This is a genomic window from Aquabacterium sp. (assembly GCF_036279655.1).
GTDB lineage: Bacteria > Pseudomonadota > Gammaproteobacteria > Burkholderiales > Burkholderiaceae_C > Aquabacterium.
The window spans coordinates 12844-28944 of sequence record NZ_DASUIT010000154.1; the positions used below are offsets into that span (position 1 = coordinate 12844).

Sequence of the window (16101 nt, forward strand, 5' to 3'; positions counted from 1 at the left end):
CTCACTGCAGCAGGACAATCAGTCCTTCTTGACGTTGGCCAGGCCCGTGACCACTTCCTGCTTGGCCTCGTCGATGCCCCCCCAGCCCTTGACCTTGACCCACTTGCCGGGCTCCAGGTCCTTGTAGTGCTCGAAGAAGTGCTGGATCTGCTTGGTCAGCAGTTCGGGCAGGTCTTCCAGCTTCTGGATGTTCTTGTACATCGGGCAGATCTTCTCGGTGGGCACGGCCACGATCTTGGAGTCGCCGCCGGCTTCGTCATCCATGTGCAGGATGCCCAGGGGACGCACGCTGATCACCACACCGGGGGGCAACGCGAAGGGCGTCACCACCAGCACGTCGACCGGGTCACCATCGGCGGCCAGGGTCTGAGGCACATAACCGTAGTTACAGGGGTAGTGCATCGCGGTGCCCATGAAACGGTCCACGAAGACGGCGCCGCTCTCGTCCACTTCGTACTTGACGGGATCGGAGTTGGCGGAGATTTCAATGATGACGTTGAACACGTCAGGGGCTTTGGAACCAGGGGTGACGTTCAGCAGGCTCATGATGCTTCAAAGGGGGGTTGCGATTGCGTTGGTGCGACAGTGTAGGGGATCCATGTTTAGACTATTTGATCTAATCTATGTTGCAGCGCACAAAAATGCTTGCATTGCGGTGACGGATGCCTATACTTCGAATCATGTTGCAGCGCAGCATAACGGTTTCAGAAGTTCCAACCGTGTATGTCGCCAAGCAATCTACCAACCCAAGATGATGGAGATCAAGATGCTGACTGCCGAACAACTGCTGGCCGCTCAAAAAGCCAACCTGGAAACCATGTTCAGCCTGGGCCAGAAGGCTTTCGAAGGCGTTGAAAAGCTGGTTGAACTGAACTTGCAGACCGCCAAGACCACGATGGACGAAGTGGCCGAGCACACCAAGGCCATGATGGCCGTCAAGGATGCTCAAGAGCTGGTTGCCCTGCAATCGAGCCTGCTGCAGCCCGTCGCCGAAAAGGCCGCTGCCTACAGCCGTCACATCTATGACATCGCCACCAGCACCGGCAGCGAAGTCACCAAGCTGGCCGAAGGCCAACTGGCCGATGCCCAGAAGAAGGTCATGTCTGTGGTCGACAACGCCGTCAAGAACGCTCCCGCCGGCACCGAAAACGCCGTCGTGCTGGTGAAGTCTGCCGTGGCCGCCGCCAACAACGCTTTTGACTCGGTCCAGAAGGCCGCCAAGCAAGCCGCTGACGTCGCCGAAGCCAACTTCCAGGCCATGACCAACACGGCCGTGAAGGCTTCGCAAGCCGCCACCAAGGCTCGCAAGTCTGCCTGATCACCGATCAGCAGCGCCGCTGATGAGGCGATTGTCAAGAAACGTAATGACAGGAACCTCTCGGCGCTGAACCGGATCAGAGAGTTGCCGCTCTGGACAAGCGGCACTCCTTGAAAGGTTGTCTCCTCGGTACCTCTTGAACCTCATTCAAGGTACCCTTAAGCCCGGTGGCTCGCCATCGGGCTTTTTTTATGGGTCGCCGATAAACAGCACACATGATCGACTGGATCCACGCCGACGCGCCCTTCCCCGACACAAGGCGAGCTCTGGGGCCCGACAGTGATGCGCCCGGCCTGCTGGCCGCAGGGGGGGCGTTGACGGTCGAGCGCCTGCGCATGGCCTACCGCCAAGGCATCTTTCCCTGGTTTGGCCCTGGCCAGCCAGTGATGTGGTGGTCCACGGCGCCCCGCATGGTGCTGGAGGTCGAGCACTTCAAGTTGTCTCGATCCTTGCGCAAGACAATCAGCAAGTTCCGCCGCACCCCGGACAGCGCCATCGGCATCGATCTGGCCTTCGAGCGCGTCATCGGCGCCTGCGCCAACACCCCTCGTGACGGTCAGGATGGCACCTGGATCGTGCCCGAGATCCAGACCGCCTACCGCCAATGGCATGCCGCCGGGCAAGTGCACTCCTTTGAAACCTGGATGGATGGTGAACTGGTCGGGGGGCTGTATGGCGTCAACCTGGGCCGCATGTTCTTCGGGGAGTCGATGTTCGCGCACCGCACCGATGCCTCCAAGATCGCCCTGGCCGCCCTGGTGTGCTTCTGCAAGGCCCATGGCATCACCGCCATCGACTGCCAGCAGCAGACCGGACATCTGGCCTCCATGGGGGCTCAGCCCTGGTCCAGGGAGCGCTTCGAGGCCCATCTGCAACAGACGGTCGACCTGCCACCTCCGCTCGATTGGACCTATGATGACGACATGTGGTCCGGCTTGATCCCCACCGAGTGACGCACCTCCAAGACCTCCCTCTGGCGGCCCTGCAGTTCTATGCAACGGCGCCCTACCCCTGCAGCTACCTGGACGACAAGGTGGCTCGCTCGCAGGTGGCCACCCCCAGCCACATGATCAATGCCGATGTGTACTCCGGGCTGGTGGCCAATGGTTTTCGGCGCAGTGGTCTGTTCACCTACCGCCCCTATTGCGATGGCTGCCAGGCCTGTGTGCCGCTGCGCATTCCCGTGGATCGATTCCAGCCCAACCGCAGCCAGCGCCGCGCCTGGAAGGCCCACCAACACCTCGAAGATCGCGTGATGGGCCTGAACTTCGTGCCCGAACACTACCAGCTCTATCAAACCTACCAGGCCGCACGCCACAGCGGTGGTGGCATGGACCAGGACTCGGTGGACCAGTACACGCAGTTCCTGCTGCAAAGCCGGGTGAACTCACGCCTGGTGGAGTTTCGCGACCCGGTGGAGCCGGGGCAGAAACAGGGCACCCTGCGCATGGTGTCCATCCTGGACGTGCTCAACGACGGCCTGTCGGCGGTCTACACCTTCTATGACCCGGACGCTGCCGCCAGCTATGGCACCTACAACGTGCTGTGGCAGATCAATCAGGCCCGCGAACTGGGCCTGAGTCATGTCTACCTGGGTTACTGGATCGAACAGAGCCCCAAGATGGCCTACAAGGCCCTGTTCAACCCGCACGAGATCCTGCGCAACGGGCAGTGGCGAGAGGGCTGACCCCCTCCGCCCGCACGGATCACGGCGTCAGGATCACATGGCCCGACACCGTCACCGTGACCACACCCTTGCCGGGTTCGACCGGCAAAGGGGCTGCGGCTGAATCGGCCATGGCGGACTTCATCATGGCCAATTGCGGCCGCATCTCGAAACCCGGCTCTCCCGACTGGATGGCAACCTCGCCCAGAGCGTAATGGTTGAAGCCGAAGGCCTTGGCCATGTCCTGCGCCTTGCCGCGGAAGGAGGCAATGGCCTGCGCGGTCAACTCGGCTTCATTGTGCTCGCGCACCTTGCGCGACAGGCCATAGCCCACCTGGATGATGTTGAGCTCATTGATGCGCCCCGCCGTCTGGGCGATGCGACTCATGTCCGTGCCCTGCAGCACCAGTTGGGCCCGCCCTTGCCAGCCCGTGATCCGCCCTTGGTTGTTGTAGCGCGGCTGGATGGAAAAAGCGCCCGTGCGCACTTCCATGCCCTCGGGCTGCGCGGCCTTGCGGGCCTCGCTCAAAGCGGCATCGAGCTGTTTCTTGAGGTCAGCCTGCACCTCGGCGGCCACAGAACCGTCGCGCTGCGCCTGCAGGGTCACCACCAGCAGATCCTGTGTGATCTCCTGGGTGGCCGAGGTCGAGAAGGAGACCACATTGCGCCGCTCGGGCGCCTGATCGGCCTGCACCAGCGGACTGGCTGCACCCAGCACGGCCACCGCCAGCGCCAGAGTGGCACGGCGCGACAACGGATGGATCGGGCGGATCGAAAGGGGCGACAAGGTCATGGCGGTGTTCCTGAAGTGGGGACTCCACCTTAACGTGAGAACGAGTGCACAAGGGGACACCAGAGAACATGCGCAGCCACGCAAGATTTGTAACAAGGGGTCAGAACGCCGGTTTCGCTGTCCGCAAAGTGGTCACAATCCGGCCTTGTTACAAATTCGCTGAGGCCCCAAGATGAATACCACCGCCAGCAATCAGCGCCCGGACCGCGTCCTGGTCGTCGATGACGACGCCCGCATCCGCGATCTGCTGCGCCGCTATCTGAGCCAGGAAGGTTTCGAGGTTTTGCTGGCCGAAGACGCCAAGGCCCTCAACCGGCTGCTGACCCGCGAAACCGTGGATCTGATCGTGCTGGACCTCATGCTGCCCGGCGAGGATGGTCTGTCCATCTGCCGCCGTCTGCGTGCGGCCAATGATGTGACGCCCATCATCATGCTGACCGCCAAGGTCGAGGACGTGGACCGCATCGTGGGCCTGGAAGTCGGCGCAGACGACTACCTGCCCAAGCCTTTCAACCCGCGGGAGTTGCTGGCCCGCATCCACGCCGTGCTGCGTCGCCGTCCGGCCCCCGAGGCCCCCGGCGCGCCTGCCAAGGAAGCCCAGACCGTGGTCTTCGGCCCCTTCGAGTTCGATCTGGCCCTGCGCCGCCTGAGCAAGGAAGGCGAGCCCATCGCCCTGACCACTGGCGAGTTTTCGATGCTCAAGGCCCTGGTGCGTCACCCGCGCCAGCCCCTGTCGCGCGACAAGCTGGCCCAACTGGCCCGTGGCCGTGAATTCGAGCCCTTTGACCGCAGCCTGGACGTGCAGATCTCGCGCCTGCGCAAGATGATCGAGCCCGATCCGGCCCAGCCGCGCTACATCCAGACGGTGTGGGGCGTGGGTTATGTGTTCGTGCCTGATGGTGGCAACTGATCTCTGAGGTATGGTGCGCGCACTCATTTTCATCGCTGTACATGTCCCGTAACCGGTTTGCCCTCAGCCTCTTCTGGCGCACCTTCATCCTGCTGGCTCTGTTGCTGACCGCGGGCATCATGGCCTGGGTGCAGACCTTCCGGGCCCTGGAGTTCGAGCCGCGCTCCATCCAGGCGGCCCAGCAGATCGCCTCGCTGGTGAACCTGTCGCGCACAGCACTGCAGTACGCTGACCGCATCAACCGCGTCACCCTGATCAAGACCATCTTTGATCAGGAGTCGATCATGCTCAAGCCGCGTGAGCCCTCGGATCAGTTCGAACCCTTCGAGGTGGGTCGCTTCAGCGAGGCCATCTCCAGCGAGTTGCGCGGCCGCCTGGGGCCCGAGACCATCGTTGCCCGCACGGTCAATGGCACACCCGGGCTGTGGGTGGGCTTCAACATCGACCAGGACCGCTACTGGCTACAGGCGGACCCCACCCGGGTCGAGCCCATGACGGGGCGCACCTGGTTCATCTGGGTGGGCATCGCCTTCATTGCCACCTTGCTGGGCTCGGCCGCGATCGCCAGCCTGATCAACCGCCCGCTCAAGGAGCTGTCGTTTGCCGCCAGCCGCATCCGCGAGGGCGAATTCGATTCGGTGCTGGACGAGTCCATGCTGACGCGGGAAATCCGCGAGGTCAACCAGGGCTTCAACCGCATGGCCCGCGAGCTGGCCAAGGTCGACGAGGACCGCGCCGTGATGCTGGCGGGCATCTCCCATGATCTGCGCACCCCCCTGGCACGCGTGCGCCTGGAGGCCGAGATGAGCGTGGCCGACGAAGAAGCTCGCCGCAACATCGCGGCCGACATCGATCAGCTCGACGCCATCATCGACAAGTTCATGGATTACGCCCGGCCGGGCGAGGTGCGACTGGTGCCGGTGCACGTGTCCAGCGTGGTGGACAAAGCCATCAGCCAGTTCCGTGACACCAAACGCATCCGCATCTCGGCCAAGTTGCCCATCGACACCAAGGTCATGGCCGACGAGACCGAACTGGGACGCGTGCTGACCAATCTGTTCGAGAACGCGCGCCGCTACGGGCGCAACACCTACACCGGCGTGACCAATGTGGATGTGAGCTACACACGCTCGGGCTCATGGGTGATCCTGAGCGTGCGCGACCACGGGCCCGGTGTGGCTGTGGAAAAACTGGTGCAGCTGACCACGCCCTTCTTCCGGGGCGATGCGGCTCGCACGGCGGCCTCGGGGGCCGGCCTGGGCCTGGCCATCGTGGACAAGGCCCTGCAGCGCATGGGCGGGGCCCTGGAGCTGGCCAACGCACCGGGCGGCGGGCTGGTGGCCCACATCCGCCTCAAACGGGCGCCCTGACACCGGGGCGTGTTGCCCCAGCGACTCAGACGGCCATGAGCAGGCAGACGGCGCGCGCCTCGATGGCGCGCCCTTCACCCACCGGCCCCATCTTCTCGGCCGTCTTGGCCTTGACGTTGACCTGCTGCAGCCCCACACCCAGCGCCTGCGCAATGCACGCGCACATGCCGGGGATGTGAGGCGCCATCTTGGGTGCCTGGGCCACGATGGTGGCATCCACATTGACCACCTGCCAGCCGGCCGCGCGCACGCGTGCGCAGGCTTCCTTGAGCAACACGATGGAATCCGCGCCCTTGAAGGCTGTATCGGTGTCCGGGAAATGGCGACCGATGTCGCCCAGGGCCGCCGCCCCGAGGATCGCGTCCGTGATGGCATGCAGCAAGGCATCGGCATCGGAGTGCCCCTGCAGGCCATGGGTATGGGGAATGGTCACCCCGCCGAGGACCAGGGGGCGACCCGTGACGAGGGCGTGGGTGTCCCAGCCTTCGCCGATTCTCAATTGCATGCCGTTCATGGAGCGCGATTGTGGCATGCGGCTCCCGCGCGGAGCGCTCAACTCGCCAGGCGCAGGAAGGTGGCGTTCAGGCGCTGGAGATACTCCTCCATCTCTTCCACCGACGCCTCGCAACGCTCCCACATCAAGGGCATGGTGATGCGGTCATCGAGCTCCACCACCACGTGCAGCATGTCCAGCGTGGCAACGGCAGGCACGAACTCGATCAGGCGCACACGGGCATCGGCGGGCATGATGCTGGCGGCGTTGCCGATGTTGGTCGCATGACAGCTCTGGGGCACATAGCCCTTGGCGCGCACATTGCGCAGGATGCGTGTGACCGCCGTGCGCCCCAGCCAGGGGGTGATCTCGTAGAACAGATACATCCAGAAGGCTTCGCGCTGCTCGAAGCGGCGCATGGCCTCGTCCACCTGCGCCTTGATCGAGGCGGCCCGCTCCTGCAAGGTCTTGCGCCCGGATTCGATGATCAGGAAGGAGGCCACATGGTTGCCCCACATGGGGCCGGTCGCCACCTCTTTGGGATAGAAGCGGCGCAGGTCGATGGCGGTGCGGATCACGGCAGCCGCGGCAGGATCATCGGGCGCCTGGGCCAGATAGGTTTCCATCAGGCACAGGGTGATGAACCCATTGAGCGACACCCCCAGTTCACGGGCCTTGGCACGCAAGGCGCTGGCCGACACGGGCAGGGTGTGGTGCTTGACCAGGTGATAGGTCGGCAGCGTGCGCCAGGGCGAGGCCTTGCGCTGCACATGCAGGGGCTTGAGTTGAGCCGCCAGATCGCGGGCATGCTGACGTGAGCGCCACATCTGCCGGGGCCATTGCCACCAGTGGGCCGGACGAACGGCATGCAGCATCGACGGGGCCTCCAGGGACTGCACCGTCATGGCGGGCCCACCGTTGAGCCGGTGAAGCACCTCCGTCAGCAGCCGGATCATCGTGCGACCGTCGGCCAGCAGATGGTGGACCGACAGGAACAGTGCCGGCGTTTGCGCGTGGGGCACATAACGAAAGCGGCACAACAAGCCGCGCTCCAGTGGCACCACCTCGTTGACCATCCGGGTCTGCAACGCCTCCATGGCGGCACCGTCGGCGGCATCCAGGTGCGCATCGACACACCAGGCCGCCTCGAACAACTGGTCGGTGATGGTGTCATCGGGCAGGATGCGCAAGCGGTACATGTGCCAGCCGGGATCGGCCACGCCCCGCAGACGTGGATAAGCGGTGATCAGCTCGCGCAGCACGGCACGCATGGCGTCGGGTTCCACAGGCTCACTCAGGCGCACCATGTAGGGCTGCATCGTGGCCCCGATGAGCCCGTCCAGGGCGATGTACCCATGCTCGGAGTAATTCAGCGGCAGGGTCATCCCCCCTTCGTCCGCCACGGCACCCGAATCAGCTCTCATGCTCACTACCTGTCAAAAATAAATGTCGTTTAACCCCGAGTGTGCCATCTGAAACCCCGGCCACCACGCTACGACACCCTGCGCTGCCAGAGACTGATGCGCATCAACGTCGACGCACCGGCACAAAGAACCAAACTGGTGCGCGCACGATGGTTTCGCACCAAAAATAAGCGCGCTCGCATCACCCGGGGGCGACAAAGCGCCCCAATATCAGGCACAACTCTTGCTCGTCATTGGTGCGCCACCACCCAAAGTGCAGCGCAACGCTCCAGCTCGGTGCCATTCATTGCTCTTTTTCGCAAACAACGAACCATGGAACAACTCAAACAAAGCGCGGACGCGCTCTTCATCCTTCTGGGCGCCATGATGGTGCTGGCGATGCACGCGGGCTTCGCTTTCCTGGAACTCGGCACCGTCCGAGGCAAGAATCAGGTCAACGCCCTGGTCAAGATCCTGGTGGATTTCTGCGTTTCCACGGTGATGTATTTCTTCGTGGGCTACACGATCGCCTATGGCGTGGACTTCATGTCGGGCGCCGGCACGCTGGTGCAGAACAACGGCTATGCACTGGTCAAGTTCTTCTTCCTGCTGACCTTTGCGGCAGCCATTCCCGCCATCATCTCCGGCGGCATCGCCGAGCGTGCCAAGTTCGGCCCCCAGTTGCTGGCCACGGCCATCATCGTGGGGGTGGCCTACCCTCTGTGCGAAGGTGCCGTGTGGGCCAACAAGTTCGGCTTCGAAGACGCCCTGCAATCCCTGACCGGGGGGCAGTTGCATGACTTCGCCGGCTCGGTGGTCGTGCACGCCTTCGGTGGCTGGATCGCCCTGCCCGCCGTGCTGATCCTGGGCGCCCGCCGCAACCGCTATCGCAAGGACGGCGCCATGTCGGCCCACCCGCCCTCAAGCATCCCCTTTCTGGCCCTGGGCTCGTGGATCCTCGTGGTGGGCTGGTTCGGCTTCAATGTCATGAGCGCGCAGACCATCGACAAAATCTCTGGCCTGGTGGCTGTCAACTCGCTGATGGCACTGGTGGGCGGCACCCTCGTGGCCGTGCTGATGGGGCGCAATGACCCAGGCTTTGCCTACAACGGCCCGCTGGCCGGCCTGGTGGCCGTGTGTGCGGGCTCGGACATCATGCACCCCGCCGGGGCGCTGGTGGTGGGCGGAATCGCTGGCGCCATCTTCGTGTGGATGTTCACGCTCACGCAGAACAAATGGAAGATCGACGATGTGCTGGGCGTGTGGCCCCTGCACGGCCTGTGCGGCGCCTGGGGCGGGATCGCCGCCGGCATCTTCGGTCAACCCATGCTCGGCGGCATGGGCGGCGTGCAGTTGAGCACCCAGATCGTGGGCACCCTGGCTGTCGTGGGCTTTGCCCTGCTGACCAGCGTACTGGTCTACGGCCTGCTCAACAAGACACTCGGCATACGCCTGTCGCAAGAGGAAGAGTTCGACGGTGCCGATCTCTCCATCCACCGTATCAAGGCCACTCCGGAGCAGGAAGTCTCCTGGTAAGCAGCGAGGCCTCCCAGGCCAGCACCGCGGCCTTGCGGTCAGTGCCCCAGCGGTACTGACCCCAGTCCCCGCCCTCGCGCAAGACGCGGTGGCAGGGAATCAGCCAGCCCAGGGTGTTGGCGGCCACGGCCGATCCCACCGCGCGCGCGGCACCGGGCATGTCCAGTTGGCGCGCCAGTTGACCGTAGCTGAGCACCTGGCCTGGATGGGACCGCAGCAAGGCCTCCCAGACCTTGATCTGGAAATTGCTGCCTTTGAGCAGCAGAGGCAAGGGCCCCTCAGTGCCCACCAGACCATCGGCCATCGCCCTGAAAATGCGCCGCGACCAGTCGAGCGCTCCCGCCGGGTTCTCCTGCAGTTCGGCGGCGGGCCACTCGGCCCTCAAGGCCATCAGGTCCTGCCCGGGAGATGTATCGCAGAACATCAGGTGGCACAGCCCACGCGGCGTCCATCCCAGCATCGCCATGCCGAAGGGCGTGGGTGCCCTGCCCCACTGCAGCATCACCCCCTGGCCGCCGGACTGCACCTCGCCCGGACTCATGGCTTCGCAGACCACCATCAGGTCATGCAGACGCCCCGGCCCCGACAGGCCGCTGGCCAGGGCGGCCTCCAGCACCGATGCGGACTGCTTCAGGGCCTCGCGCGCGTGCGCCCGGGTCAGCACCTGCACAAAGCGCTTGGGCGACACGCCCGCCCAACGCGTGAACACCCGCTGCAGGTGGTGGGGGCTCAAACCCACCTCCGCCGCCAGATGCTCCAGCGAAGGCTGCTCACGGGCATGCTGGCGCAGATAGGCAATGGCGCGGGCCACGGTGTCATAGTGGCGAGCGGCCTCCTCCAGGTCCTGTGAGGGGCCCTCGCCCACAGCGATTGCAGTGATCAGATGACTCATGGCGCGCAGTATGGCGGGCCCTTCACCACGTGGCCACCCGATTCTTGCGCTCATGAACTGGACATTCTGGCCGAAATGGCTAAAATGGCCCCAACCACTGCCGACGGACACCCCATCATGACCGCTCTGACCCTGCGCAACCACCGAGGCGAAGAAGTGCCGGTGGCTGAATTCTCAGCCACCGAAGCCAAGAACAGTTTTGGCAGGGTGCTCGACACGGCCTTCAGTCAAGGCATGGTCGCCATCACCAAGCGCGACCGCCCCACCGCCGTGGTGCTGTCCCTGGATGCCTATCAGGCCTTGCTGGATGCCCAGACCCAACCTCTGGACACCCTCAGTCATGAGTTCGACGCGCTCTTGCAGCGCATGCAGGCCCCCGCTGCGCGCGACGCCATGCTGGACGCCTTCGATGCCTCGCCAGACGAGTTGGGCCTGGCGGCCGTGGCTGCCGTGGCTGCCGCCCGACGCTGACCCGCCAGCCATCACACCCCGGGCTTGAACAAGCCCCGATGACACGTCACCCGACAGGTGGCCTGACATCCGTTCATCTTAAAAAAACAGAAGAGACACGACCGTGGCCACGATCGCCCACACTCCCCGCCTGTTCGTTCTGGCCGGCACCAATGGCGCGGGCAAGAGCAGCATTGGCGGCGCCACCATCCGCGCTCGGGGCGGGCATTACTTCAACCCGGATGAAGCTGCGGCCGCGATCCGCCAGGCACAGCCCCACTTGAGCGCCACCCAGGCCAACAGCGCCGCCTGGCATGAAGGCAAGCGCCTGCTGCAACACGCCATTGCCCAGCGCCTGGACTACAACTTCGAGACCACCCTGGGCGGGCGCAGCTTTGCCAGGCTGCTGGAAGATGCCGCCCAGCGGGGCTTCGAGGTGCGCATCTGGTATGTGGGGCTGGCCAGCCCCGAGCACCATCTGGCTCGCGTCAAGGCGCGCGTGATCAAGGGGGGCCACAACATCCCCGAGGTCGACATCCGTCGTCGCTTCGATCAGAGCCGGTTGCAATTGATCCAGTTGCTGCCCCACCTGACCGAGCTGCGCGTGTACGACAACACGGCAGAGGCTGACCCACACCAGGGCCTCGCCCCTCGGCCACAGTTGCTGCTGCACTGGCAACGTGAGCCGGGTGGCACCGCTCAGGTGCGACACCCGCAAGATCCTGCCGACCTGGCCCGCACCCCCGAATGGGCCAAGCCCGTGGTGATGGCGGCCCTCAAGGCACCCGCCGTCAAGGGACCTGGGCGATCGTCGACATCAGGCGCTCGGCCAAAGCGAAATCGCCCGGCCACGTGAGCTTGAAGTTCTCGAAGTCGCCCGGCACCAGCCGGGGCTGATGCCCCAGGGCCTCAATGGCACTGGCCTCATCGGTGATCAGGGCGGCCTGATCCGGGTCGGCCAGCGCGGCCATCAAGGCCGGACGCAGCAAGCCCAGACGGAACATTTGCGGGGTCTGCGCCGCCCATTTGGCGGCACGGTCCACCGTGGCATCCACGCGGGCCTCGCCCTGAGTGCCCACGCATGCGGCTTTCAAGGTATCCGGCACCGGCAAGGCCAGCAGACCACCGACCTCGTCGTCCTCGCAAACGTCGATCAGGCGGTCCACCCACTGGGGCCGCAGCAGGCAACGCGCGGCGTCGTGCACCATCACCCAGTCATGCGGCTGGGCACCACGCGCCAGCAACTCCTGCAGGCCATTGACCACGCTCTCGGCACGGCTCGCGCCACCGACACGCGCCACCCAGCCACGCGCCCCCTCGAAGCCGGGCACCCATTGTTCGAACTGTGTATCCGTGGGCGAGAGCACCACCAGCGTGGCCTCGATGCGGGCCACGGCCGCCAGGGCCGCCAGGGTGTGGGCCACCACGGCGCGGCCAGCCACCGGATGGTATTGCTTGGGGCCGCCCACACCGGCCCGCTCGCCAACCCCCGCGCAGGGCACCAGGGCGAAGCAGCGGGGCTGAAAATCGTGAGATGCGTAGGTCAGTGACATGACTCGCATTGTCCCCGGGATGAGGGATACCGCACCCCAAACCCCCTCACATGCATGCCCGGATCAGGCCTCCATCCAACACGATCGAGGGGCGATCATCCTACAATCCGAAACGCGCAGATGGCAGTGCCCTGCGCTGGTATTACCGGCCTTCTACAATGGCTGCGTTGACCCCATTTCAACGCCTGGCCACGCTCGTGCCCAGGCGCTTTGTCATTTCTACGCGCCATGTTTCCTGCCCTGCCCCTGCCCTCGATCGCCCCAGGCAAACGCTTTACCGTGCCCCGGCCCGCGGGCTCGGCCGATGCCCTCTTGCTGGGACAGTTCGCACAAGCGCGCAAGGCCCTGGGCCAACTCACGGCCATCATCACCGCCGACCCCGCCGATGCCCAGCGTCTGCTCGACGAGATCGCCTTCTTTGCCCCCGGACTGCGCTGCGCCATCTTCCCCGACTGGGAGACGCTGCCTTACGACACTTTCTCGCCGCACCAGGACCTGATCTCCGAGCGCCTGGCCACGCTGTGGCGCATGCAGCAGGGCGTGGGCGCCGAGACCGGTGTCGATGTCGTGTTGCTGCCCGCCACCACCGCACTCACACGCCTGTCGCCGCCGTCCTTCCTGGCGGCCTACACCTTTCACTTCAAACAAAAGCAAAAGCTCAACGAGGCGGCGCTCAAGTCGCAGCTCACGCTGGCGGGCTACACCCACGTCAGCCAGGTGGTCTCGCCGGGCGAATACGCCGTGCGCGGCGGTCTGATCGACCTCTTCCCCATGGGCTCGCCCGTGCCCTACCGGGTCGATCTGTTCGGTGACGAAGTCGACTCCATCCGCACCTTCGACCCTGACAGCCAGCGCAGCCTCTACCCCGTGCCCGAGGTGCGTCTGCTGCCGGGCCGCGAGTTCCCCATGGATGAGGATGCCCGCAGCGCTTTCCGCAAGCGCTGGCGCGAACGCATCGAAGGGGACCCCACCCGCTCGCGCATCTACAAGGACATCGGCAACGGCGTGGCCACGGCAGGCATCGAGTACTACCTGCCCCTGTTCTTCGACGACACCTCGACCCTGTTTGCCCACCTGGGAGAGCAGGCCACGGTGGTGCTGCATGGCGACATCGACGAGGCCCTGCGCCGCTTCTGGGTGGACACGCGCGAGCGTCATCGCTTCCTGCAGCATGATCCCGAGCGCCCCCTGCTGCCGCCAGAGGACATCTACCTCAAGCCCGAAGACTTCTTCACCCTGGCCAATGGGCACGCCCAACTGGCGGTGCGCGGCCATGAGCCGGTGGACTGGGCCCGCCCTCTGCCCAGCCTGAGCGTCGAGCGCGGCGGGCAGGATCCGCTGCGCAAGCTCGAGCAGCACATCGCCCAGACCACCGGCCGCGTGCTGGTGGTGGCAGAAAGTGCCGGCCGCCGCGAGAGCCTGATGGAGCTGCTGCGCGACCACCGCATCGATCTGCCCAGCGTGGACACGCTGTCGTCCTTCGTGGTCTGCGATCACCGCCATGCCATCACAGCGGCCCCGCTGGCCGGGGGCTTCATCTGGCACGATGCGGCCCACCCCGCGCGCAGCCTGCAGTTCGTCACCGAGACCGAACTGTTCGACGCCACGCCCGCCACGCGCCGTCGCCGCAAGGCCGACCAGACCACCGATGTCGACTCGCTCATCAAGGACCTCTCCGAGCTGAACGTGGGCGACCCGGTCGTGCACAGCAACCACGGCATCGGCCGCTACCCGGGCCTGGTCAATCTGGACCTGGGCGAGGGGCCCTCCGAGTTCCTGCACCTGGAGTACGCCGACAAGGCCTTGCTGTATGTGCCGGTATCGCAGTTGCACCTGATCAGCCGCTACACCGGCGTCAGCGCCGAGGAAGCCCCGCTGCACAAGCTGGGCTCGCCGCAGTGGGACAAGGCCAAGCGCAAGGCCGCCGAGCAGGTGCGCGACACAGCGGCCGAGCTGCTCAATCTGTACGCCCGCCGAGCCGCACGCGAGGGCTTTGCCTTCCGCTTCAGCGCGCAAGATTACGAGGCCTTTGCCGCCAGCTTCGGTTTCGAGGAAACCGCCGACCAGCGCGCCGCCATCCATGCCGTGATCCAGGACATGATCAGCCCGCGCCCCATGGACCGCCTGGTCTGCGGCGATGTGGGTTTCGGCAAGACCGAGGTCGCACTGCGTGCCGCCTTCGTGGCGGTGACCGGTGGCAAGCAGGTCGTGCTGCTGGCGCCCACCACGCTGCTGGCCGAGCAGCACTACCAGAACATCGCCGACCGCTTCGCGCAGTGGCCCGTGAAGGTGGCAGAGATGTCGCGCTTTCGCTCGCCCAAGGAAATCAAGGCCGCCATGCAGGGCCTGGAAGACGGCACCATCGACATCGTCATCGGCACCCACAAGCTGCTGAGCGACAGCGTCAAGTTCAAGCGCCTGGGCCTCTTGATCATCGATGAAGAACACCGCTTTGGCGTGCGCCACAAGGAGGCCATCAAGGCCATGCGCGCCGACATCGACGTGCTCACCCTGACGGCCACCCCCATCCCCCGCACCCTGGGCATGGCCATGGAAGGCCTGCGTGATCTGAGTGTGATCGCCACCGCTCCGCAGCGCCGCCTGGCCATCAAGACCTTTGTGCGCACCGAGGGCTCCAACGTGATCCGCGAGGCCATCTTGCGCGAGCTCAAGCGCGGCGGCCAGGTCTACTTCCTGCACAACGAGGTCGAGACCATCGAGAACCGGCGCGACAAGCTGGCCGAGCTGGTGCCCGAGGCCCGCATCGGCATCGCCCACGGCCAGATGCCCGAGCGCGAGCTCGAGCGCGTGATGCGCGACTTCGTGGCCCAGCGCCACAACGTGCTGCTGTGCTCGACCATCATCGAGACCGGCATCGACGTGCCCTCGGCCAACACCATCATCATGGCGCGCGCCGACAAGTTCGGCCTGGCGCAGTTGCACCAGTTGCGTGGCCGTGTGGGCCGCTCGCACCACCAGGCCTATGCCTACCTGCTGGTGCCCGATGTCGAAGGCCTGACCAAGCAGGCGGCCCAGCGCCTGGACGCCATCCAGAGCATGGAAGAGCTGGGCTCAGGCTTTTACCTGGCCATGCACGATCTGGAGATCCGTGGCGCCGGCGAGGTACTGGGCGACAACCAGAGCGGCAACATGATGGAAGTGGGCTTCCAGCTCTACAACGAGATGCTGGGCGAGGCCGTGCGCTCGCTCAAGGCCGGCAAGGAGCCGGACCTGCTCTCGCCCCTGGGCCTGTTTGGCAGCAACACCGACGTCAACCTGCACGCCCCCGCTTTGCTGCCCGACGCCTACTGCGGCGACGTGCACGTGCGTCTGAGCCTGTACAAGCGCCTGGCCACGGCCGACTCACTCGACAAGATCGAGACCATGCTCGAAGAGATCGTGGACCGCTTCGGCAAGTTGCCTCCGCAGGCTCAGGCCCTGTTCGACACGCACAAGCTGCGTGTGCAATCCAAACCTTATGGGGTGATCAAGATCGACGCCGCCCCCGGCATCATCAACATCACCTTCCGACCCAATCCCCCCGTCGAGCCGATGCGCATCATCGAGCTGGTGCAAAAGAACAAGCACATCAAGCTGGCGGGCAACGACAAACTCAGAGTCGAAAAAGCTCTGACAGATCCCAAGGACCGGGCGCAATACGTGCGGGATCTGCTCAGGGCATTAGGGCAGCCCATTTCATCATGAACTTTTCTCCAT

General features: G+C 64.9%; 15 protein-coding genes. 9 read left to right on the forward strand and 6 right to left on the reverse strand.

The features are described from left to right. Positions 1–18: 18 nt before the first annotated feature. Positions 19–546, reverse strand: coding sequence for an inorganic diphosphatase (gene ppa / locus VFW84_RS16360; protein ID WP_329681533.1), 528 nt, complete (start codon positions 544–546; stop codon positions 19–21). A 220-nt stretch (positions 547–766) separates the two neighbouring features. Between ppa and VFW84_RS16365 the strand changes: the two genes are divergently transcribed. The 3 genes from VFW84_RS16365 (at position 767) to VFW84_RS16375 (ending at position 3005) form a co-directional block, all read left to right on the forward strand. After that, entirely contained in the window at positions 767–1318 is a 552-nt protein-coding gene (locus tag VFW84_RS16365; protein WP_329681534.1) for a phasin family protein, read from the forward strand. A gap of 215 nt (positions 1319–1533) precedes the next feature. Then, on the forward strand, positions 1534–2271 hold the full coding sequence (gene aat, locus VFW84_RS16370; RefSeq protein WP_329681535.1) for a leucyl/phenylalanyl-tRNA--protein transferase: 738 nt from the start codon (positions 1534–1536) through the stop codon (positions 2269–2271). After that, positions 2268–3005: an arginyltransferase gene (locus VFW84_RS16375; protein WP_329681536.1), complete on the forward strand. Its 738-nt coding sequence runs from the start codon at positions 2268–2270 to the stop codon at positions 3003–3005. Before aat ends, VFW84_RS16375 begins: the two co-directional genes overlap by 4 nt. 19 nt (positions 3006–3024) lie before the next feature. Here the strand turns inward: VFW84_RS16375 and VFW84_RS16380 are convergent, their stop codons facing one another. Next, complete coding sequence (locus VFW84_RS16380; RefSeq protein ID WP_329681537.1) at positions 3025–3777, reverse strand: SIMPL domain-containing protein; 753 nt, start codon at positions 3775–3777, stop codon at positions 3025–3027. A 172-nt stretch (positions 3778–3949) separates the two neighbouring features. Here VFW84_RS16380 and ompR point away from each other — a divergent pair, with 172 nt between their 5' ends. Both ompR and VFW84_RS16390 read left to right on the forward strand, forming a co-directional pair. Beyond that, the gene (gene ompR / locus VFW84_RS16385) at positions 3950–4687 is read left to right on the forward strand and encodes a two-component system response regulator OmpR (protein ID WP_329681538.1); all 738 of its coding nucleotides are present in this window, start codon (positions 3950–3952) and stop codon (positions 4685–4687) included. Positions 4688–4728: 41 nt separating this feature from the next. Next, positions 4729–6057: a sensor histidine kinase gene (locus VFW84_RS16390; protein WP_329681539.1), complete on the forward strand. Its 1329-nt coding sequence runs from the start codon at positions 4729–4731 to the stop codon at positions 6055–6057. Between the two features lie 25 nt (positions 6058–6082). Here VFW84_RS16390 and ispF read toward each other — a convergent pair whose 3' ends face one another. Both ispF and VFW84_RS16400 read right to left on the reverse strand, forming a co-directional pair. After that, the gene (ispF, locus tag VFW84_RS16395; protein WP_329681548.1) at positions 6083–6571 is read right to left on the reverse strand and encodes a 2-C-methyl-D-erythritol 2,4-cyclodiphosphate synthase; all 489 of its coding nucleotides are present in this window, start codon (positions 6569–6571) and stop codon (positions 6083–6085) included. Positions 6572–6609: 38 nt separating this feature from the next. Then, positions 6610–7974 carry a hypothetical protein gene (locus VFW84_RS16400; RefSeq protein ID WP_329681540.1) on the reverse strand — a complete coding sequence of 455 codons (1365 nt, stop codon included), beginning with the start codon at positions 7972–7974 and terminating at the stop codon, positions 6610–6612. Positions 7975–8286: 312 nt separating this feature from the next. Between VFW84_RS16400 and VFW84_RS16405 the strand changes: the two genes are divergently transcribed. Beyond that, entirely contained in the window at positions 8287–9489 is a 1203-nt protein-coding gene (locus tag VFW84_RS16405; protein WP_329681541.1) for an ammonium transporter, read from the forward strand. Here the strand turns inward: VFW84_RS16405 and VFW84_RS16410 are convergent. Then, positions 9455–10381 (reverse strand): methylated-DNA--[protein]-cysteine S-methyltransferase, encoded by a 927-nt coding sequence (locus VFW84_RS16410; protein ID WP_329681542.1) that lies wholly within the window; start codon positions 10379–10381, stop codon positions 9455–9457. The two genes, VFW84_RS16405 and VFW84_RS16410, sit on opposite strands and share 35 nt — an antisense overlap. A 117-nt stretch (positions 10382–10498) precedes the next feature. Between VFW84_RS16410 and VFW84_RS16415 the strand changes: the two genes are divergently transcribed. Continuing rightward, the gene (locus VFW84_RS16415; protein WP_329681543.1) at positions 10499–10852 is read left to right on the forward strand and encodes a type II toxin-antitoxin system Phd/YefM family antitoxin; all 354 of its coding nucleotides are present in this window, start codon (positions 10499–10501) and stop codon (positions 10850–10852) included. Between the two features lie 103 nt (positions 10853–10955). Beyond that, positions 10956–11687, forward strand: coding sequence for a zeta toxin family protein (locus VFW84_RS16420; protein ID WP_329681544.1), 732 nt, complete (start codon positions 10956–10958; stop codon positions 11685–11687). Here the strand turns inward: VFW84_RS16420 and ispD are convergent. Then, complete coding sequence (ispD, locus tag VFW84_RS16425; RefSeq protein ID WP_329681545.1) at positions 11623–12384, reverse strand: 2-C-methyl-D-erythritol 4-phosphate cytidylyltransferase; 762 nt, start codon at positions 12382–12384, stop codon at positions 11623–11625. The genes VFW84_RS16420 and ispD overlap by 65 nt on opposite strands. A gap of 228 nt (positions 12385–12612) precedes the next feature. Here ispD and mfd point away from each other — a divergent pair, with 228 nt between their 5' ends. After that, positions 12613–16089, forward strand: a complete 3477-nt coding sequence (gene mfd / locus VFW84_RS16430; protein ID WP_329681546.1) for a transcription-repair coupling factor — start codon at positions 12613–12615, stop codon at positions 16087–16089. Positions 16090–16101 lie beyond the last annotated feature (12 nt).

Bases quoted from the DNA above. Each gene is read 5' to 3' on its own strand.
- ppa (WP_329681533.1), bottom strand. From the start codon at position 546: ATGAGCCTGCTGAACGTCACCCCTGGTTCCAAAGCCCCTGACGTGTTC.
- VFW84_RS16365 (WP_329681534.1), top strand. From the start codon at position 767: ATGCTGACTGCCGAACAACTGCTGGCCGCTCAAAAAGCCAACCTGGAA.
- aat (WP_329681535.1), top strand. From the start codon at position 1,534: ATGATCGACTGGATCCACGCCGACGCGCCCTTCCCCGACACAAGGCGA.
- VFW84_RS16380 (WP_329681537.1), bottom strand. From the start codon at position 3,777: ATGACCTTGTCGCCCCTTTCGATCCGCCCGATCCATCCGTTGTCGCGC.
- ompR (WP_329681538.1), top strand. From the start codon at position 3,950: ATGAATACCACCGCCAGCAATCAGCGCCCGGACCGCGTCCTGGTCGTC.
- VFW84_RS16390 (WP_329681539.1), top strand. From the start codon at position 4,729: ATGTCCCGTAACCGGTTTGCCCTCAGCCTCTTCTGGCGCACCTTCATC.
- ispF (WP_329681548.1), bottom strand. From the start codon at position 6,571: ATGAACGGCATGCAATTGAGAATCGGCGAAGGCTGGGACACCCACGCC.
- VFW84_RS16400 (WP_329681540.1), bottom strand. From the start codon at position 7,974: ATGAGAGCTGATTCGGGTGCCGTGGCGGACGAAGGGGGGATGACCCTG.
- VFW84_RS16405 (WP_329681541.1), top strand. From the start codon at position 8,287: ATGGAACAACTCAAACAAAGCGCGGACGCGCTCTTCATCCTTCTGGGC.
- VFW84_RS16410 (WP_329681542.1), bottom strand. From the start codon at position 10,381: ATGAGTCATCTGATCACTGCAATCGCTGTGGGCGAGGGCCCCTCACAG.
- VFW84_RS16415 (WP_329681543.1), top strand. From the start codon at position 10,499: ATGACCGCTCTGACCCTGCGCAACCACCGAGGCGAAGAAGTGCCGGTG.
- ispD (WP_329681545.1), bottom strand. From the start codon at position 12,384: ATGTCACTGACCTACGCATCTCACGATTTTCAGCCCCGCTGCTTCGCC.
- mfd (WP_329681546.1), top strand. From the start codon at position 12,613: ATGTTTCCTGCCCTGCCCCTGCCCTCGATCGCCCCAGGCAAACGCTTT.